This window comes from Devosia faecipullorum (genome assembly GCF_015158295.1).
Taxonomy (GTDB): domain Bacteria; phylum Pseudomonadota; class Alphaproteobacteria; order Rhizobiales; family Devosiaceae; genus Devosia; species Devosia faecipullorum.
Genome location: NZ_JACDXV010000006.1, coordinates 1 through 19,819 on the forward strand (window position 1 = coordinate 1; position 19,819 = coordinate 19,819).

At 62.8% G+C, this 19,819-nt stretch carries 18 protein-coding genes; 4 read left to right on the plus strand and 14 right to left on the minus strand.

The annotated features are described in order from the left end of the window. Positions 1 to 246: 246 nt before the first annotated feature. The 6 genes from H0482_RS12995 to H0482_RS13020 form a co-directional block, all read right to left on the minus strand. Positions 247 to 1,113: a MurR/RpiR family transcriptional regulator gene (locus tag H0482_RS12995; protein WP_193730501.1), complete on the minus strand. Its 867-nt coding sequence runs from the start codon at positions 1,111 to 1,113 to the stop codon at positions 247 to 249. 31 nt (positions 1,114 to 1,144) lie between these two features. Continuing rightward, positions 1,145 to 2,221, minus strand: coding sequence for an ABC transporter ATP-binding protein (locus H0482_RS13000; protein ID WP_193730502.1), 1,077 nt, complete (start codon positions 2,219 to 2,221; stop codon positions 1,145 to 1,147). Between the two features lie 79 nt (positions 2,222 to 2,300). Then, positions 2,301 to 3,521: an ABC transporter substrate-binding protein gene (locus H0482_RS13005; RefSeq protein WP_193730503.1), complete on the minus strand. Its 1,221-nt coding sequence runs from the start codon at positions 3,519 to 3,521 to the stop codon at positions 2,301 to 2,303. 32 nt (positions 3,522 to 3,553) lie between these two features. Further along, complete coding sequence (locus tag H0482_RS13010; RefSeq protein ID WP_193730653.1) at positions 3,554 to 4,396, minus strand: carbohydrate ABC transporter permease; 843 nt, start codon at positions 4,394 to 4,396, stop codon at positions 3,554 to 3,556. 89 nt (positions 4,397 to 4,485) lie between these two features. Then, positions 4,486 to 5,373 (minus strand): carbohydrate ABC transporter permease, encoded by an 888-nt coding sequence (locus H0482_RS13015; protein ID WP_193730504.1) that lies wholly within the window; start codon positions 5,371 to 5,373, stop codon positions 4,486 to 4,488. 12 nt (positions 5,374 to 5,385) lie between these two features. Next, the gene (locus H0482_RS13020) at positions 5,386 to 6,540 is read right to left on the minus strand and encodes a Gfo/Idh/MocA family protein (RefSeq protein ID WP_193730505.1); all 1,155 of its coding nucleotides are present in this window, start codon (positions 6,538 to 6,540) and stop codon (positions 5,386 to 5,388) included. Between the two features lie 407 nt (positions 6,541 to 6,947). Here H0482_RS13020 and H0482_RS13025 point away from each other — a divergent pair, with 407 nt between their 5' ends. The 3 genes from H0482_RS13025 to H0482_RS13035 all read left to right on the plus strand — a co-directional run bounded on the left by H0482_RS13025 (position 6,948) and on the right by H0482_RS13035 (position 10,404). After that, positions 6,948 to 8,138 (plus strand): MFS transporter, encoded by a 1,191-nt coding sequence (locus tag H0482_RS13025; protein ID WP_230989635.1) that lies wholly within the window; start codon positions 6,948 to 6,950, stop codon positions 8,136 to 8,138. Further along, positions 8,138 to 9,571, plus strand: a complete 1,434-nt coding sequence (locus H0482_RS13030) for a M81 family metallopeptidase (RefSeq protein WP_193730506.1) — start codon at positions 8,138 to 8,140, stop codon at positions 9,569 to 9,571. Before H0482_RS13025 ends, H0482_RS13030 begins: the two co-directional genes overlap by 1 nt. A gap of 65 nt (positions 9,572 to 9,636) precedes the next feature. Then, positions 9,637 to 10,404 (plus strand): DeoR/GlpR family DNA-binding transcription regulator, encoded by a 768-nt coding sequence (locus H0482_RS13035; RefSeq protein WP_193730507.1) that lies wholly within the window; start codon positions 9,637 to 9,639, stop codon positions 10,402 to 10,404. A gap of 3 nt (positions 10,405 to 10,407) precedes the next feature. On the opposite strand, the gene H0482_RS13040 is transcribed toward H0482_RS13035, so the two are convergent. From H0482_RS13040 to H0482_RS13060, 5 genes are all read right to left on the minus strand, one after another. Further along, complete coding sequence (locus H0482_RS13040) at positions 10,408 to 11,682, minus strand: L-fuconate dehydratase (protein ID WP_193730508.1); 1,275 nt, start codon at positions 11,680 to 11,682, stop codon at positions 10,408 to 10,410. A gap of 5 nt (positions 11,683 to 11,687) precedes the next feature. After that, complete coding sequence (locus H0482_RS13045) at positions 11,688 to 12,419, minus strand: SDR family oxidoreductase (RefSeq protein ID WP_193730509.1); 732 nt, start codon at positions 12,417 to 12,419, stop codon at positions 11,688 to 11,690. A 51-nt stretch (positions 12,420 to 12,470) separates the two neighbouring features. Then, positions 12,471 to 13,418, minus strand: a complete 948-nt coding sequence (locus tag H0482_RS13050; RefSeq protein ID WP_193730510.1) for an ABC transporter substrate-binding protein — start codon at positions 13,416 to 13,418, stop codon at positions 12,471 to 12,473. Between the two features lie 84 nt (positions 13,419 to 13,502). After that, positions 13,503 to 14,498, minus strand: a complete 996-nt coding sequence (locus H0482_RS13055) for an ABC transporter permease (RefSeq protein WP_193730511.1) — start codon at positions 14,496 to 14,498, stop codon at positions 13,503 to 13,505. Beyond that, complete coding sequence (locus H0482_RS13060) at positions 14,495 to 16,057, minus strand: sugar ABC transporter ATP-binding protein (RefSeq protein WP_230989636.1); 1,563 nt, start codon at positions 16,055 to 16,057, stop codon at positions 14,495 to 14,497. Before H0482_RS13060 ends, H0482_RS13055 begins: the two co-directional genes overlap by 4 nt. 145 nt (positions 16,058 to 16,202) lie before the next feature. Between H0482_RS13060 and H0482_RS13065 the strand changes: the two genes are divergently transcribed. Continuing rightward, complete coding sequence (locus tag H0482_RS13065) at positions 16,203 to 16,895, plus strand: FadR/GntR family transcriptional regulator (RefSeq protein WP_193730512.1); 693 nt, start codon at positions 16,203 to 16,205, stop codon at positions 16,893 to 16,895. Between the two features lie 152 nt (positions 16,896 to 17,047). Here the strand turns inward: H0482_RS13065 and H0482_RS13070 are convergent, their stop codons facing one another. Genes H0482_RS13070 through H0482_RS13080 form a run of 3 tightly spaced genes read right to left on the minus strand, consistent with a single transcriptional unit; the run spans position 17,048 to position 19,719 of the window. Then, positions 17,048 to 18,064, minus strand: a complete 1,017-nt coding sequence (locus H0482_RS13070; protein ID WP_193730513.1) for a Gfo/Idh/MocA family protein — start codon at positions 18,062 to 18,064, stop codon at positions 17,048 to 17,050. Positions 18,065 to 18,085: 21 nt separating this feature from the next. Beyond that, positions 18,086 to 18,808, minus strand: a complete 723-nt coding sequence (locus tag H0482_RS13075) for a copper homeostasis protein CutC (RefSeq protein WP_193730514.1) — start codon at positions 18,806 to 18,808, stop codon at positions 18,086 to 18,088. Next, positions 18,805 to 19,719, minus strand: a complete 915-nt coding sequence (locus H0482_RS13080; protein WP_193730515.1) for an ROK family protein — start codon at positions 19,717 to 19,719, stop codon at positions 18,805 to 18,807. Before H0482_RS13080 ends, H0482_RS13075 begins: the two co-directional genes overlap by 4 nt. Positions 19,720 to 19,819 lie beyond the last annotated feature (100 nt).

Genomic DNA, 19,819 nt, shown 5'->3' on the forward strand with positions numbered 1-19,819 from the left:
CGGAAAAACCCAGCTGGAAGTTCGAGACGGGTGCAGAACCCGTATTGGTCAGCTCGATCCCATAGCCAAGCGGCTCATGAGCGCTCGCAGGCGACCAGGTGGTGACGAGGGAAAAAGACGGCATGGCGGGATCCTAAAACAATCATTGACTTTGGGATGATCGTCATTGCCCGGCTCGTCCGGGCAATGACGATCATCCCGACAAGCCGGGTGACGACGAATGGGGAAAAGGTCGGAGGACGTCCATCAATCCCCCAGCGGCTGGGCATCGTCTCCATCGCGGTTGACGACGAGCTGGTGCTTGATGCGGCGCATGGAGGCCACCGCCGTGGAGCCGAGCCGGGCCGCCATGGTCTGGGACAGGATGTCGAGAATGGCGAGGAATGCGTAGCGCGCCGGGGTGGGGCGCAGGATGTCCTGGTTCTCGCGCCAGGCGATGGGCAGGAAGATATCGCCCTGCTCGGCCATGGCCGATCCGGCGCGGGACATGACGATACGCGTCAGCCCATATTCTCCCGCCACCGACAGCGCCTTGACCAGGGGCAGATTATTGCCCGAAAGCGAAAAGGCGATGATGGCGGTATTGGAGGCAGCGGAGGCTGCCCGCATCATCTGCACCTGATGGTCGGTGGACGAGGAGACCCGGAGCCCCAGCCGGAAAAACCGCGCCTCGGCTTCCACGGCCAGCATGGAGGAGGAGCCGCCAGAGCCGAAAGCAAGGATGAAATTCGACTTGACCAAGGATTCCGCCGCGCGTTCGACTGCGTCGAAATCGCATTGATCGAAGGTGTCATAAATGGTGGACTGGATGCCGTTGACCACGCCCTGAGCGATTTCGCGCACGCTGGCGGGGCCCGAAGCGGGAGCGAAATAGCGCTGGCCGACAAAGCGCGACTGGGCCAGCCGCACCTTGAAATCGGCGTAGGAATTGCAGCCCAATCGGCGACAGAAGCGCGTAACGGTGGGCGGCGACACCTCGGCCTGGGCGGCCAGATCGACGATGGACATCTTGAGCACAGAGTCCACATCAGAGAGCACGATCTCGGTGAGGGCGCGTTCAGACCGGGTAAAGGCGTCTTTCTCCGTCTGCAAAAGCCCAACGATATCGAGCATCGCACCTTCCCCCAGCGGCGGTCTGCCGCGCTTAATACACCGCGAGGCCCTGGGCGTCGAACAGGTGCGCCTTGTCGATGTCAAAGCCCATCCTGACGGACTTGCCGTCCGCCAGGTCGGGATTGCCTTCGAACAGGCCGATGAAATTCTCCCCGCCCGGCAGGGTGGAATAGGTGATGGTGTGAATGCCGAGCTGTTCGACGATATTGGGCGCGGTTTCGAGGGTAAAACCATGCTCGCCGAGCCCGAGATGTTCGGGGCGAATGCCCAGGGTCACATCCTGTCCGGCAATAGCGGTGCTGGTGCGGGGCAAGGAAATCGTGCCCAGCTCGCCCAGATCGACCACAGCCGTGCTGCCATCGGCCGAGCGTACCTTGCCGGCGATGAAATTCATCTTGGGACTGCCGATGAAGCCGGCGACAAACAGATTGTCCGGCTTGTGGTAGAGTTCGAGCGGCGAGCCGACCTGAGCAATGATACCGGCATCGAGCACCACGATCTTGTCGGCCATGGTCATGGCCTCGACCTGGTCGTGGGTCACATAGATCATGGTCGAACCGAGCCGCTTGTGCAGCTCCATCAATTCGATGCGCATTTCCGAGCGCAGGGCGGCGTCTAGATTGGACAGCGGCTCGTCGAAGAGGAAAATCTTGGGCTGGCGCACGATGGCGCGGCCGATGGCGACGCGCTGGCGCTGGCCGCCGGACAATTGGCCGGGACGGTGCTGCAAACGGCTTTCGAGCTGGAGCACCTTGGCGGCGGCGGCGACGCGCTGGTCAACCTCGGCCTGCGGCAGTTTTTCGACCCGCAGGGGAAAGGCGATATTTTCGTAAACGCTCATATGCGGGTAAAGCGCATAGGACTGGAACACCATGGCGATGCCGCGCTGCACGGGCGGCAGATCGTTGACGATCCGGCCACCGATCTCGATTTCGCCCTGGGTGACATCTTCAAGCCCGGCGATCATGCGCAGCAGGGTGGATTTGCCGCAACCCGAGGGGCCGACAAAGACCACGAATTCGCCCTCGGAAACGTCGAGATCGATGCCCTTGATGATGCGGGCTTCGTTGAAGGACTTTTCGAGGCGCTTGAGGCTCAGCTGCGACATTTTTCGCGTCTCCGGCGATGCATTTGTCTGGGACGCCGCCGCCCCGAAGGGCGGCGGCCAGTTCGGTCGGAGGACGACCTTACTTGTACTGCTCGAGTTCGGCAGCGGCGCGCTCAAGGGCGGCCTGCGGCTCGGCGGCGCCGGTCACGACCGACTGGACCATTTCGATCATGGTGTTCTGCAGACCGATATAGTCGTTGAACAGCGGCTCGGGACCACCGAACTCGATGCCGTCCAGGAACGGCTTCCAGTAGGGCTTTTCGGCGACCAGCTCGGAGGTGTTTGGCTCGAGCGGACGCAGCGGGGTCAGGCCCTGCAGCATCTCAGCATCCCACTGGCGCTGACCATCGGTGAGGAACTTGGCGAGGCTGATCGCCTGGTCCTCGACGCCGGTGCCCTTGAAGATGGCGAGGGCGTCGGTGATGAGCAGCGTACCCGGGCCCTTGGCGTCGGGGCCGAGCGGCAGGTTGGCCACGCCCCAGTTCATGCCGGCTTCTTCGGCGCGGATAGCGGCACCGGGGGAGGCTTCGATCATGGCCACGCCACCATCGAGCCAGATGGCGCGCACTTCGTTCTGCTCGTAAGCGGTCGGACCTTCTTCCGAATAGGGAATGATGTCGCGCAGGGCAGTCAGGGCCGCCAGAACCTGAGGCGAATTCAGCGTGATATTGCCATCGGCGTCGATCACCAGGCCGTCATTGGTGTAAACCCAATGCAGGAACTGGTGCATGGTGTTGTCGAAGGTCTTGGCGACCGCACCATAACCGGCGGCATCGGTATTTTCGGTGATCTGCTTGGCGAAAGCGATCTTTTCTTCCCAGGTCTTGGGCGGGGTCTCGGGGTCGAGGCCGGCGGCGGCGAAAAGATCCTTGTTCCAGAACAGGGCCTTGGTGGAGAAGGCAACCGGAATGCCCCACTGGGTGCCGTCGAAGGTGACGGTATCGGGGACGTAATTGTAATAGGCAGCCTTTTCAGCGTCGGTCATCGGCACGGGGACGATGAGATCGTTCTGGGCGAACTGCTTGAGGGTGCGCGAGCCGACGTAGGCCAGCGCGACCGGGGTGCCGGCGGCGGCGAGAGTGGTCACCTTGTCCTGGCACTGGCCCCAGCCGACGAGCTCGGGCACAACCTTGAAACCGGGATTGGCGGCTTCCCATTCGGCGAAGCTTTCGGCATAGCCTTGGGTCAGCGTGTCACCGCAATTGATGAAGGTGATTTCCTGGTCCTGAGCGTAGGCCGCCGGAGCGGCGCTGGCCAGCGCCAGCACCGAAACGGCCAGCAAACCGATAGTCTTTTGCATGTTTAGTCTCCCTTGATGTGGCCCGAGGGCCTTTACTGCTTCACGGCTCCGGCGGTGAGGCCGGCGACGAGATAGCGCTGCAGGAACACGATGACGATCATGACCGGCAGGATTCCGACGAAAGAGGCAGCCATCAACTCATTCCAGATCACTTCCTGTTTGCCGAAGAAGGCGAAGAGCCCGATCGGCAGCGGCATGAACTCGGTCTTTGAGTTGAAGGTGAGGGCGAAGATGAATTGCTGGGCATAGGCGCCAATGAAGGTCATGATGGCGACCACGACGATACCCGGCATGGCCAGCGGCAGGATGACCCGGCGCAGGGTATAGAGACGCGAAGCGCCATCGACCCAGGCAGCCTCGTCCAGTTCGCGGGGAATGCGCAGCATATAGGTGCGCAGCAGCCAGACCGAGGACGGAATGAGGAAAGCGGCGCCCGGTACGATCATGGCCCAATAGGTGTTGAGCAGGCCCATGGTCCGCATCAGGCGGAACAGCGGGATCAGCAGCACCGCGCCGGAGAACATGTTGACGGCGAGGAACCCGCCCAGCATCAGCCCGGCCCCGGCGAAATTGAAGCGGGCAAAGGCATAGGCGGCGGGCACCACGATGACGATGACGATCAGCGTCACCACAGTGGAGATGAAGAAGGAATTGAAGATGTGCAGGCCCAGAGCCGGCACCGATTCCCACATGCTGAAATAGGCGTCGAAAGAGCCGTTCTTGGGAATGAAGCTGTAGGGCGTGGAGAAAAGCTGCGCCAGCGGCTTCAGCGACACGAGGAAGCCCTCGATGAACGGTGCCAACACGAAGAACAGGAAGACGGCAATGCCAGCATAAAGACCCAGGATTTCATACCATCTGTAGCGGTCGATCATCGGCCGGGAAGTGGCGAAAAGGCGGCGCTTGGGCTTGACGCTGGCGGGGCTTTCCACGGCCGCGATCTCGGTGGTGCGGGCGACGTCGCTCATTTGGCTTCTCCCTGCTGGAGCTTGCGGACAGCCCGGAAGTAAACGAGGCAGAAAATGGTCACGAAGATCGAGATGACCACGGCGCGGGCGGCGCCTTCGCCATATTTCCGCGATCCCATGGCGGTCTTGTAGGTGTCGATGATCATCGTCGTGGTCGAGCCGGACGGACCGCCCTGCGTCAGGATCCAGATGATGTCGAAGGAATTGAAGGTGGCGATGAGCGAGAGCAGGCTCATGGTGATGATGGCCGGCACCATCAGCGGCACGGTGATGCGGCGGAAGCGGTAGAAACGCCCTGCCCCGTCGGTCCAGGCAGCCTCGTGCAAATCCTTGGGAATGGACTGCATGGCGGCGAGGAAATAGATGGTGACCATGGGCACGCCAATCCACACGTCGGTGACGACGGTAGCCCAGAAGGCGGTATTGCCATAGGCGAGGAAGGCGATGGGGCCTTTGGTCAGGCCGAAATTCTGCAACAGGCCGGAAATCATTCCGAACTGGCCGTTATACATCCAGCCCCACATGAAGATGCCGATGGCCATGGGCACGACCCAGGGTGGCATGGTGAGAATGCGGAACAGGGTCTGGCCGGGAATGGCGGCATTGAGCAGCACCGCGCCACACATGCCGATGATCATTTTCAAGGAGACCGAAAAGAAGGTCCAAATGAAGGTGCGGATGATGACTTCGGTAAAATTGCCCGCGCCGAAAATGCGCTGGTAATTGGCCCAGCCGACGAAATCGTATTCGGCGCGCAAGGAGGCGTTGGTGAAGCTGAGGATGATCGTATCGACCAGTGGATAGGCCACGATGGTCAGTATATAGATCAGGGCCGGAGCCAGCAAAGCGAGAGCAAAGAGGGTGGCGCTGCGGGTGCTGGTCATCGGCGTTCTCCCTTACCGGCCGCGTCCGAGCGCTGCATCGAAGCGCTGCCAAATCGGGCCCATGTCCACCACGGACTTGTTGCGCATGGCCTCGTCCATGGAGAGCGCCAACAATCCCGCCTCGAGCGCATCGGTGACCGACACCGGCAGCGGTGCGCCTTCGAGCACATGCTTGAGAATATCTTCGGCCATCTGCTCGTCGGCGCCGTAATGCTGGGACAGGCCTGAGGTCTGGTAGGTCTTGTCTTCCAGACGGTCCTTGGTCCGCGCATCGGTGATGTGGAGATAATTGCGGATGAAGTCGCCTTCCGCCATGCCCTTGGCCCCGATCACCGCGAAGCGGCGGAAATCGTCGGGCACATTCATATTGGTGTGGAAGGTCAGCGCCGCGCCGTTTTCGTATTGTACGATGGCGGTCTGGAAATCGATGATGTCGCCGTCGCTGTCGAACACCTTGTCCGAACCCTGCCAGCCGGACGGCTTGCGGTAATATTCGGTCAGGTCATTGGCGCCCTGGTCCTGGGGCGCATTTTCGGGCGTGAAGGAGCGGCGACCGCCAAAGCTGGCGACATAGCGCGGGCGGCATCCCATGACGCCATTATAAAGATCGAGGTCGTGGCAGCACTTTTCGAGCATGAAGCTGCCTGAATATTTGGCGTAGCGCCGCCAGTCGCGCATGAAGAAAGCGCCGTGATAGGGCGGAATGTGCTCGGACGCCTCGATCGAGGCGATGTCGCCCAATTGCCCCGCAGCCTGCGCCCTGCGCAGATCGACATAGAGCGGAGCATAACGCAGCACCAGGCCCACCATGACATTGTCGGAGCCATATTTGGCGATCAGCTCGGCGAGAGCCATGGTATCATCCACCGAGGTCACGACCGGCTTTTCGGCAAAGATCTTCATGCCGCGCTCGAGCCCGATGCGGATATGGTCGAGATGCAGGTGATTGGGCGAGCCGACCATGAGCAGGTCTAGATTGCCCTCATCGATCAGGGTCTCGAGGCTGTCAAATTGGCGACCGACGGGAACGCCGTGCTCAGTGGCATAGGGAAGTCCGGCAGGCGCGGGATCGACATAACCGACGATCTCGAAATCGCTCCGCGCCGCGGAAAACACTCGCGCGAGATAACCCAGCCGAAAACCCAGGCCGATAATACCTACCCGCATAACGCTGCTATTCCCTACCCTGCCAAACCCCGACCTCTTGCGGGCCGGTGAAGTTTGTGTAAACGATTTTCAAGACTAGGCACCTTGATGTCACAATGTCAACACACATTCGACGCCAATACAATACCAATTTAAGCCACCCTGAGCGCAGGCCGGAATGGGCGGCGCTTCGCCCTGTTTCTAGGCGAAAATCCACGATTTCAGCCGCATCAGGGTGTGGACAAAATCGCCTTTACCGGGCAGCATGTCGCAATTGGTATCCATGTGGCCTCTTTCATGGGGCGGCGATTATGTGGAATGCCTGAAAATTTGAAACACACTGGGGGAACGTGCGTCAGGCACATCGCCGCATCGGCCGAGAAGCGGATATGCGGACGGCCAGCGCACAAAGAAATTTTTGGTAGCAAATGCCTTTTCTCACGCCACAGCGCCTGATCATGCTGATCTTCTTTCTGCAGCCCGTCGCCTTCGGATCATGGTTGCCGCGCATTCCGGAGGTGCAGGCCGGATTGGGCCTCGGCCCGGCAGCGCTGGCGCTGGCCCTGCTCGGCATGCCTTTGGGCACGCTGATCACCCTGCCTTTTGCCGGGCCTCTGGTGGGCCGGATCGGGGCGCGCACCACCATTATTGTCGGCTTTGTCTATTACGCCCTGGCGGTGAGCCTGCCGGCCTTCGCACCCGATCCGATCATGCTGTTCATCGCGCTGATGCTGGCGGGATCGACCATTTCGTTTCTTGAACTGGGCCTCAATGTCGGCGCCGACGAGATCGAGAAATCCGGCGGCGTGCTGATCATGACCAAATCGCATGGCTTCTGGTCGGTGGGCATCATGGTCGGCAGCCTGATCGGCTCGGGCATGGCCGGCCTCGGGATCGAGGCGAAATGGGCCATTCTGGGCGCGGCGCTGATCACCATGCCTATGGGCATGGCGGCGGGCAGGGCGCTGCCGCAGATGGCAAGCGATGCTCCCGCCGCCACGGGCAAGCCGCGCTCCTCCTGGTCGCTGCCCAGCCCGGCGCTTATCGGGGTCTGTCTCTTCGTCTTCGGCATCACCATGACCGAAGGCGCCATGGCCGACTGGTCGGCCATTTTCCTGCGCGACGCGCTGGCCGCCGAAGGCGGGCTGGTGGGTCTGGGCTATTCCATCTTTGCCTTCATGGTGGCGGCGGGCCGGTTCGGCGGCGACGCACTCAAGGCGCGCCTCGGCGGCATCGCCACGGCCCGACTGTGCGGCGCCATGGCCGTCGCCGGAGCCATCCTGCTCTATTTCGCGCCCAGCGTGACCATTGCGCTGATCGGCTTCGGCACGATTGGCTTCGGCGTCTCGGTCGGCTTCCCGCTGGCGGTGACGGCGGCGGCGGGGATCGGAGATCGCGCCGCCTCCGCCAATGTGGCGGTCCTGTCCTTCGTGGCGCTGACTGGGTTTCTCATCGGCCCGCCGATGATCGGCTTTGTCGCGGAGCACAGCGACATCCGCTTCGGCATTGCCTGCGTGGTGCCGTTCTTATTATTGAGCCTGTTGCTCGCCGGACATCTCCGGCCCCGTCCCGCGCCCGCGCGCGCCGAAATCGAAGCTGAAAGCCCCGGAGTCGCATGATGCGCATCGCCGTTGCCGGCCTGCATACCGAATGCAGCACCTACAATCCCGTTTTCGCGCGGGAAGCCGATTTCCGCGTGCTGCGCGGCCCCGCCATGCTCAAGGATGCCTATTTCGACTTCCTGACGCATTTTCCCGCCGAGTTCATCACTGTTCTGCACGCCCGCGCCATTGCCGGGGGGCCGGTGGAAGCGGCGCTCTATCAGCGCTGGAAAGCGGAAATCCTTGAGGGGATCAAGGCTGCCCTGCCGCTCGATGGCGTCTATCTGGCCCTGCACGGGGCGATGTTCGTAGACGCCATGTTCGATGCCGAGGGCGATCTGATCGCTTCGGTGCGCGAACTGGTCGGTCCCGATGTGCTGATCGCCACGAGCTATGACCTGCACGGCAATGTCAGCCAGAAGATCATCGACAATCTCGACATTTTCTCCACCTATCGCACCGCGCCGCATATCGATACGCCCGATACGATGCGCCGCGCCGTCACCATGCTGGTGCGCGCCCTCAAGACCGGGGTCAGGCCGAAACTGGCCTGGGCGCCGATTCCGGTACTGCTGCCGGGCGAGCGGACATCCACCCAGGACGAGCCGGCCCGCAGCTTTTACGCGCAGATCCATGAAGTTGAAGAACCGAGCGGCATCTGGGACGCCTCCTTCCAGGTCGGCTATGTCTGGGCGGACGAGCCACGCGCCACGGCCTGCGCCATCGTCACCGGCACCGACCGCGCCGCGATCGAAAACGCCGCATCGCATCTGGCGCAAAACTATTGGGACATCCGCCAGGAATTCGTCTTCGGCATGGAAACCGGCTCGATCGAGGAGTGCGTGGACCGGGCCCTTGCCAGCCCGACCCATCCGGTGGTGCTGGCCGAATCCGGCGACAATCCAACCGGTGGCGGGGTCGGCGACCGCGCCGAAGTGCTGGCGGCGCTGATGGCGCGCGACGCACAGGACGTGATCTTTGCCGGCATTGCCGACCAGGCCGCGACCGATGCCGCCTATGCCGCTGGCATCGGGGCACGGGTGCAGCTTCATATCGGTGCCAGCCTCGACCCCTCCAGCACGCCGGTCGATGCCGAGGCCGAAATTCTGTTCCTCGCCGAAACCGAGGACAGGCGCCTGCGCGAGGCCGTGGTGCGCATTGGCGGCATCGCGCTGGTGCTGACGGCCCGCCGCCGGCCCTTCCACAATCTGGTGGACTTCACCCGGCTGGGCCTCGATCCCAAGGCGGCAAGGATCATCGTGGTGAAATCGGGCTATCTCTCGCCGGAACTGGGCCCCTTGGCCAATCCCGGCATCATGGCTCTCTCGCCCGGTGTCGTGGACCAGTTCGTCGAGCGCACCGAACGCCGGCACACGCCGCGGCCCAGCTATCCGTTCGACAAGGATTTCGCGTTCACGCCCCTGGTGAAGTGGTCGGCGCGGGCGGGTTGAGCCGCCCTCGTCTTCCCCCTGCCCTCGCTTTCGGTTAAGCACGAAGCGAAAGCGAGGGAGCAGCGATGAATCCGGCGATGCGGCAGGCGAAAATCATCGAGCTTGCCCATCAGCAGGGCGAGGTGCTGGTCGATGCGCTGGCCGCCCTGTTCGAGGTGACGCCGCAAACCATCCGCAAGGATCTCAATGCGCTCTGCGAGCGCGGAGCGCTCCGCCGCAGCCATGGCGGGGCCATGCACCCCTCGCGCATCGAGAATGTGGAATATGAGGCGCGCCGGCAGATCGCCACCGCCGAGAAACACGCCATCGGCCAGGCAGCGGCGGCGCTGATCCCCGACAATGCCTCGCTGTTCATCAATATCGGCACGACCACGGAGGCGGTGAGCCAGGCTCTGGTGAACCATCGCGGCCTCATGGTCATCACCAATAATATCAATGTCGCAAATCACCTGCGGGCCGTGCCGGCAATCGAAGTGGTGATCGCGGGGGGCGTGGTGCGCCCCTCCGATGGCGGCATTGTCGGCGAAGCGGCGGTGGATTTCATCCGCCAGTTCAAGGTGGATTTCGCGGTGATTGGCGTATCGGCCATCGACCAGGACGGGGCGCTGCTCGATTTCGACTATCGCGAGGTCAAGGTGGCGCAAGCGATCATCGCCAATGCCCGGCATGTGATCCTGGTTTCGGACGCAACCAAGTTCACCCGCACCGCGCCTGTGCGGATCGGGCATATCGAGCAGACTCACAGCTTCATCACCGACCATTGTCCGCTGGCATCGATCCGTCAGCTCTGCGTCGATGCCGGCATTCGGCTGGTCGAGACCGGCCTGGCCTGAACCCTATCCCCGAAAGGTATTTTCGGTGATCGAAGCCGGTTTCATCTCGATGGAAAAGCCGGGGCGCTCCGGCGGCATATAGGCGGCGTTCTCGATGATGCAGGGATCGATGAAATGCTCATGCAGGTGGTCGACGAACTCGATCACGCGGCCATCCTTGGTGCCGGAGACGACGAGATAGTCGATCATCGAGAGATGCTGGACATATTCGCAAAGGCCCACGCCGCCCGCATGGGGCCATACCGGCTTGCCGTATTTGGCGGCCATGACCAGCACCGAGAGCACTTCGTTCAAGCCCCCGATGCGGCAGGCATCGATCTGCACCACGTCGATGGCCTCGCGGGTGATGAATTGCTTGAACAGGATGCGGTTCTGGCACATCTCGCCGGTGGCGACCTTGACCGGGCCAATGGCCTCGCGAATCTTGCGATGGCCTTCCACATCGTCGGGGCTGGTGGGCTCCTCGATGAAGAAGGGGTTGAAGCGCTTGAGCTGGTTGACCCATTCGATGGCCTGATCGACCTCCCAGACCTGGTTGGCGTCGATCATCAGATAACGGTCCGGCCCCATGATCGAGCGGACGATTTCCAGCCGGCGGATGTCATCGTCCAGATCGCGGCCCACCTTCATCTTGATATGGGTGAAGCCGCTATCCACCGCCTCCTTGGCGAGGCGGGTCAGTTTCTCGTTCGAATAGCCCAGCCAACCGGCCGAAGTGGTGTAGCAGGCGTAGCCCTCCTGGCGCAAAGTGGCAATGCGCTCGACCTTGCCCGGTTCGGCGGCGCGGAAAATGGCCAGCGCCTCCTCGGGGGTGATCGCATCGGTGAGGTAACGGAAATCGATGATGGAAACGAGCTGTTCGGGGCTCATTTCTGCGACATAGAGCCAGACCGGCTTTCCTGCCTCCTTGGCCAATAGATCCCATACGGCATTGACCACGGCGCCGGTCGCCAGATGCATGGCGCCCTTGTCCGGGCCGATCCAACGCAATTGGCTGTCGCCGGTGACGTGTCGCCAGAAACGGCCCGGATCGGCGGCGATCCAGTCGAGTTCGAGACCGAGGACACGACCGCGCAGCGCCTCGATGGCGGCGACCACAACTTCATTGCCCCGGCCGATGGTGAAGGTCAGCCCATGGCCCTCATGCGCGCCATCGGTCCCCAACACCAGATAGGCGGCGGAATAATCGGGATCGGGATTCATCGCATCCGAGCCGTCAAGCGACTGGGAGGTGGGGAAACGCAGATCGTGGGTTTTGAGCGAAGTTATCTTGGTCATGGCAATCAGGCCGTCCAGCCGCCGTCGATGATGTGGATTTGTCCGGTCGTATAGGTCGCGCCACCGAGATAGACCGCCAGGTCGGCGACCTCTTCGGGCCGGGCGATGCGCCCGATGGGCTGGCGGGCGATGAAGGCCTTGCGCGCCGCCTCGACATCGCCGGTCGCGGCCCAGCGTTCATGCAGGCTGGGTGAATCCACCGTGCCGGGGCAGATGGCGTTCACGCGGATATTGGATGTGGTGTAATCGGCGGCGATGGCTTTGGTCAGCCCGACCACAGCGGCCTTGGAAATCGAATAGGCGGCGCGGTTGGGCACGCCTTTGATCGAGGAGGCGACGGTGGCCATATTGATGATAGCGCCGTCCTTGCGCTCCAGCATTTGCGGCAATACCGCCTTGATGGTGCGGACCTGGGCCTTGACGTTGAGATCGAAGGCAAAGTCGAGATCGGCCTCGCTCATTTCCAGCACCGTGCCGGAATGGACCACACCGGCGCAATTGAAGAGAATATCGATACGCCCGATCTCGGCCACGGCATTATTGACCGCTGCATCGGAGAGCACATCGAGCAGCTGCGTGCTCACCCCATCCACGCCGTCGAGTTCGGCCAGTTTCGCCTGATTGATGTCGGTGGCGATCACCCGAGCTCCGGCGCGGACAAAGGCGTCCACCGAGGCGCGGCCTATGCCTTGCGCGGCGGCGGTGATGAGAACGGTTTTTCCGGTGAGGTCGGCCATGAAGTTATCCTGGAGAAGCGGGCCGGGCAAACATGCCCGGCCCTTGAGGCGTCAATCGTAGAGAACAGCCGCGATTTCGGGGTTGTTCATGTTTTCGGCGTCGTAGAAGTAAAAGCCGGTATCGATGATCGGGGGCAATTCCTCGCCCTTGAGCGCGGCCACGGCGGCCTGCACGGTCTGGTAGCCGATGCCCACCGGGTTCTGGGTGATGGCGCCAGCCATCAGCCCCGAGGCGACCATGCTCTTCTGCGCGGCGCCGGAGTCGAAACCGATGACCACGACGTCGCTGCCCAATTCCTGCTTGCCATTGGCAACGCCGATGGCAGAGCCCTCATTGGTGCCAAAAATGCCCTTGAGGTCGGGATTGGCCAACAGGATCGACTTGGTGATCTCGGTCGATTGCAGCTGGTCGCCGCCGCCATACTGAACCGAGACGATCTCGATATTGGGATAGGCTTCGGCGATGCGATTGACGAAACCGTCGCGGCGGTCGATGCCGGTGCGGCTGGTCTGGTCGTGGGCCACCACAGCGATCTTGCCTTCGCCACCAATCAACTCGGCCATGACGTCGGCGGCCAGCGCGGCAGCGGCGACGTTATCGGTGGTTGCGGTGGTCAGGGGAATGTCGCTTTCAACGCCGGAGTCGAAGGCGATGACCGGGATGCCCGCGGCGTCGGCCTGTTGCAGCAAAGGCGTAGCGGCCTGGCTGTCGAGCGCGGCGAAACCGATGGCGTCGGGATTGCGCGACAGGGCGGCGGCCAGCATATCCATCTGCCGGTCGACCTGGGTTTCACTTTCCGGGCCTTCAAAGGTCACCGACACGCCGAGATCGGCGGCGGCCTGGTCGGCGCCGGCCTTCACGGCCTGCCAGAACTGGTGCTGGAAGCCCTTGGAAATAAGGGCGATATCATAATTTTCCTGCGCAAAGGACGGCGCGCCGGTGGACGCCAACAGGGCCACGGCGCTGATGGCGCCAAGCAGGGTACGACGATTGAGCATGGTAATCCTCCCAGATTTTGCTCGTGGACTATCGGGCATTGAAAACCTCTTTTTGGCGCGGGACGCGCTGGGGGAAGCCGGCGCCTAAAGTGTGCGGCGCCGCAGTATGTCGGCGTAGACGGCCAGGATGATGATGGTGCCGGTCACCACCGTCTGCCATTCCTGGGCCACCGAAAGAATGCGCAGGCCATTGGCCAGCACGGAAATGATGAGCGCGCCGATCAGCGTGCCGAGCACGGTGCCGCGTCCGCCCGAAAGCGAAGTGCCGCCAATGACCACGGCCGCGATGGCGTCCAGTTCATAGCCCTGCCCCAGCGCGGGCTGCGCCGAATTGAGACGGGAAGCGATGAGCAGGCCCGCCACGCCACAGATCGAGCCGGCGGTGGCATAAACGGCGATCTTCCAGCGATCGACATTGACGCCAGAGAGCCGCACCGCCTCCTCGTTGGAGCCCAGCGCAAAGGTGTAGCGGCCAAGCGCGGTCTTGCCGAGCACGAAGGCGGCGATCAGCGCCACGCCGAACAGGATCAGAACGCCGTTGGGAATGGGCAGGGCCGGGATCAGGGCGCCGATCAGCGATCCCTGCGAAATTTGAGTGAAGCCCGGCGTATCGTTGAAATAGATCGGTCTCGTTCCCGAAATCACCAGCGACAGGCCCTTGAGGATCAGCATCATGCCGAGCGTGGCGATGAAGGGCGGCACTTTGAGCTTGGCGATGACCAAGCCCGAAACGAGGCCGCTGGCGGTGCCCGCCAGGATGGCGCCGAGGACACCGAAGGGCAGCGGCAAGCTGAGATAGGTGAGGATCACCCCGGTGATCACCGCGCAGAAGGTCATAAGCGTGCCCACCGACAGATCGATGCCGCTGGTGATGATTACCAGGGTCGCGGCGATCGCCAGAACCCCATTGACCGAGGTCGCCTGCAGGATGGCCAGGATATTCTGGGTCTGCATGAAATTGGGCGAGGCCAGCGAAAAGACCACGACCAAGGCGATCAGGCCGGAAAAGGCCAGAAGGCGATGGAAGGCGCCGGAAATGCGGATGCCGGATTTTTGCGCCGGAGCAATGGTGTCGGTCATGCGGTTCTCCTGTCGGCATCGGGCGTCATGGCCGGCTCGCGCAGCGTTGCCAGGTGCATGATCTCTTCCTGGCTGGCGCCGCCGGGCAGGATGCCGGTCAGGCGTCCCTCGCACATCACCGCGATGCGGTGGGAGAGGCGCAGCACTTCTGGAAGTTCGGACGAAATGACGATGATGGCCTTGCCGTCCTCTACCAGGCCATAGAGCAATTTGTAGATTTCGGACTTGGCGCCGACATCGATGCCGCGCGTGGGTTCATCGAAGATCAGGATGTCGCAATCGCGAAGCAGCCATTTGGCGATCACCACCTTCTGCTGGTTGCCGCCCGAGAGCAGCCGCGCTTCCTGCGCGTCGCTCGGCGTCTTGATGGCCAATTGGCGAATGTAGTTTTCGGCGGCCTCGTGCATGGCGCGGTCATTGAGGACGCCGCCTGGACCGGTAAAGCGATCAAGGCTGGCCAGGGCGATATTGTTGCGCACGTCCATGCCGGTGGCGAGGCCGAAGAGCTTTCTATCCTCGGACAGATAGCCGATGCCCATGGCAACAGCATCGCGGGGGGAGGCAATGCCCACCCGCTTGCCATGGACCCAGATCTCGCCGCTTTCGCGCCGGTCGGCCCCGAAAATGGCGCGCGCGACTTCGGTGCGCCCAGCGCCCATCAACCCGGCAAAACCGAGGATTTCGCCCTTGCGCAAAGAGAAGCTGACATCGCGAATTTCCCGACCACGGCTGAGATTGCGCACTTCGAGCGCCACCGGAGCATCGGCAATATTTGGAATGATCAGCGCGTCATTGGTCAATGTGCGCCCCACCATCATGGAAATGATGGTGTCGATGGGCGTATCGGCTGCCGGCACGGTGCCGACATATTCGCCGTCCCGCATCACCGTCACCCGGTCGGAGATGCGTTTAATCTCGTCCATCTTGTGACTGATATAGACGATGCCGACGCCGTCGGCCTTGAGCCTGTTGATGATGGCGAACAATTCGGCGATCTCGGCATCGTTGAGGGCGGCGGTCGGCTCGTCCATGATCAGCACGCGCGAGCGATAGGACAGGGCCTTGGCGATCTCGACCATCTGCTGCTTGGCGATGGTCAGTGTCTCCACCCGCACATCGGGCTCGAGCCGGAGATTCATCGACTTGAAGATGGCCGCCGCGTCGCGATTGAGCTGGCCCTCATCGAGAATGCCGAAACGGCGCGGCTCGCGGCCAATGAAAATGTTCTGCGCGGCGGTGAGGTCGCGCATCAGGGCCAGTTCCTGATGGATGATCGAAAGGCCCAGATCCTGTGCCTGGCGCGGCGAAATGATATTCGCTGGATTGCCGCCGAGCTTCACCTCTCCGGCATCGCGCGAATAAACCCCGGACAGGATCTTCATCAATGTCGATTTGCCGGCGCCATTCTCCCCCATCAGGGCGTGCACTTCGCCGGGCATGAGGTCGAAGCGGGCGCCGGACAGGGCGCGCACACCGGGAAAGGACTTGTCGATGCCGCTCATTTCCACGAGCGGAACGACAGCGGCAGGCATGGCCGATAGAGGCTTTGCTGATGCCATCCTGTCCCTCCTTCCTCCGGCCGGCCCATCGGACCTGGCTCGTCAATGCCGCGACAAGTAAGGACAAGTCCATCAGGCTGTCAAGTGGTCAGGCCAGTAGACAGGCGATGAGGAGACGGCTATTGAGAATGGCAAAGGGGGCGCGATGAAACTTCAGGCCGTATCCAACCGCAAACTCTATATCCAGATCGCCGACCAGATCCGCGACCAGATCAATGCGGGAGCAGTGGCGGCAGGTCGCCAATTGCCATCCGAGCGCGAATTGGCGCAGAGCCTGGGCGTCTCTCGTCCCACGGTGCGCGAGGCGCTGATCGCGCTGGAAGTCGCCGGGCTCGTCGAAGTGCGGGTCGGTGTCGGGGCTTTCGTGCGCAAGCGCGGTGACGATCAGGCCGCCCTGCCCGAAATGAGCGCATCCCCGCTCGAAATTATGGCGGTTCGTCGGCTGCTGGAACCGGAAGCGGCGGCGCTGGCCAGCCAGCAGGTTTCGCCCGAAGGCACGGCGCGGCTGGCCGAGACCTTGCGCCGGATGCGCAGCGAGACTGCCGCCGGGCAATGGTCCTCGGACAGCGACCGCATGCTGCACATGACCCTGGCCGATGCCTGCGGCAATAATGTGCTGCGCGAGACGCTGGACGGGCTATGGAATTCGCGGCTGGGCGAAGTGGATACGCGCTTCCATCAGCACCTGGCCGATATCAGCCAGGTCCGCGACCATATCCTGGCCGATCACGAGGCCATCGTCGCCGCCATTGTCAGCGGCAATGCCGAAGCGGCGCGCGGCGCGATGAGCCGTCATCTCGATTTCGTGTCGGCCGCCATGCTGGAGGCATGGGAATAGATCTTGTTCCCAAGCGGCGCAGATTTATGCGAAAACGCTCTCGCCCCGCGGCTCCGTTCCATCGTCATTGCCCGGCTTGTCCGGGCAATCCGGTTCACCAATCCATTGCATGGTCGATGCAGGAATGACCGGCGCCAACAGACCGGAAAGCCTTAATCCGCCTGCACTGCCGCCCAGGAGCCGGTGCGCTCGCTCTCGAAAATTGCATCGAGCACATGCATCGAGCTGATGGCATCCTCGACGCCGTAATCGAGCTGCCCTTCCCCCAGCACGGCCAGCGCGAAGGCTTCGGCCATTTCGGTATATTGATCGGATGGCGGGAAGATTTCGCGGCGAGAGAGGCTGGCGTCCAGCGACTGGCCGTGATCGACCAATAGCGCCGTGGCCAGCCCCTGCGGCGCGTTGAAGGGAATGACGATTTCCACCCGGCCCTTGGTGCCGAGAATTTCGACCGATTGGTTGGGCACCATCTGGGTCGATACCAGGAGATTGAGTTGCCTGCCGCCGCCGAAATCGGCGATGACGCTGGCCAGCCTGTCGGTGCCGAAATCAGGGTCGCGGTCCACCAAAGCCACGACGCGAAGCGGCTCGGCCTCGAAGACGAACCGGCCCGCCGTCACCGGATAGCAACCGATGTCGAGAATGCCGCCGCCACCGATATCGGCCTGGTTGCGCACATTTTCGGGATCGACATTGTGATAGGAAAAGACGGCGCGCACGGCGCGGATATCGCCCAATTCGCCCGAGCGGGCAATCTCGCGGGCGCGGTGCCATTGGGCATGGAAGCGCACCATGAAGCCTTCCATGATCAGTCGATCACGGCGCGCGCCGCGCAATTTCTTCGCTTCCTCGGCGGTGATGGCGATGGGTTTTTCGCACAGCACATGCTTGCCCGCCGCATTGGCTTTCAGCGTCCATTCGACATGGAGGTGATTGGGAAGCGGGTTATAGATGGCGTCGATGTCGGGATCGGCCAGCAGGTCCGCATATGAGCCATAAGATTTGGTGATGCCGAGCCTGTCGGCGGCGCTGCGAGCCGCGTCGGCATGGCGCGAGGCGATGGCCACGACTTCCGAATGAGGCGACTTCATGATCGCCGGGATCACCTTGCCCATGCCGATATTGGCGGTGGAAAGAATACCCCAGCGGATTTTTTGGATCTCGGGCATCGAAATCTCCTTGTTCTATGCTCAGCCGCGCGCCGACAGCGCGGCCCGCAGCGCGGCCACATTTGCAAGGCTTGTCGCCTTGCGGGACGGTGAGGCAAAGCCCAGCCGCAAGGCCGGTGCACTCGCCTGAGCCGCCGCCACACCGCAGGAGGCGTGGAGCGCGGGAAGCGGCACGCGGTCCAGAAGTGCGGCGGCATTGCCCGCATGCAATCCCGAACCCGCCATGATGGCAATGCGCCCGGCAGCAATCCGATGAGCCAGAGCCAGGATCTCGATTCCCTCGGGCGCGGTATGGGCGCCCCCTGCGGTCAAAATGGTATCGAAGCCCAGCGCAATGGCCTGTTCCACCGCTGCTTCCATGTCGGGCACGAGGTCGATCGCCCGGTGCAGCGTGCGCTTGAGGCCGGATGCGGCCTGCGCCAGCCGCTCCAGCATGGCGAGGTCGAGCCGCCCATCGGGGAGACTGGCGCCCAGCACCACGCCTTCGAGCCCTGAGGCGCGCACATGGTCGATATCGGCCAGCATGGCCTGAAAATCACTTTCGGAAAACACGAAATCGCCGGGGCGCGGACGGATCATGGCCCGCACCGGCACATTGGCATGGCCCGCCAGGGCGATCAGGCCCGGCGTCGGCGTCAGCCCGCCCAGTTCAAGCACGGAGCACAATTCTACCCGGTCGGCGCCGCCCTCGATCGCTGCTTCGAGCCCGGAAGCATCATCCACGCAAATCTCGAGCACAGTCATGCCAGCGTCTCCGAATAGAACAGATTGGCCGCGCCGAGCAGGCCCGCATCAACGCTCAATTGCGCCGGGACCACCAGCGGACAGTCGATACGGCGCAGGATGATGGCGCGCACGGCCTCATCGATCCGGGCGATCAGCGGGGCGCTGTTTCCCAGCCCGCCGCCGACCGGCACGATATCGGGGCCGATGATATTGATGGTCAGCGCCAGTGGCCGGGCCACCAGCTCGACATAAAGCGCGATGGTCTGGCTGGCCGCATCCTCTCCCAGCGTCCAGCGCTCGACGATTTCGGTGCTGGGCAGGCCCGCGCCATGCAGGTGCTGGTGCAGCTTTTCCAGCCCGCGCGCGCCGCCCACGGTGTCGAGGCAGCCGCTGAGCCCGCAGCCGCAGGGGAAAGGCGGCAATTCATAAGGGGGCATCGAGACCGAGGTGGCAACGATGGTGCCGTGGCCCCATTCGCCCGAAAGACCGCCCGCCCCGCGAAACAATTTGCCATCGGCGACGATACCGCCGCCGACGCCAGTGCCCAGAATGGCCCCGAAAACCACGCGATGCCCCTTGCCCGCGCCGGCATGGGCCTCGGCGAGGGCGAAGCAATCGGCGTCATTGGCGACGCGCACCGGCCGGCCGAGCGCCGCGCCCAGATCGGCCGCGAGATTGCGCCCGTCGATACAGGCAATATTGGCGACGGTGACGGAATCGCTTTGCGGATCGACCACTCCGGTGACGGAAATGGCGACCGGGGTGCCCGAAGGTGCGCCGCCCTTCTCGATTAGGCCGGCAATGGCGGCGGTGAAATCTTCGAAATTATCACGCGGCGTTGGCACGCGGCCCAGCGCGACGACGCTCTGCCCGTCGCTGGCCAGTCCACCCTTGATCGTGGTGCCGCCAATATCGAAACAGGTGATCATGCCCAAACCCTTTGCCCGGCATCTCGAATCCGCGCCAGTCTCATAGCATCCGGCTGGGGCCGTATCATCTCGATTTGTCGTGGCGCCAAACGGGAATGGC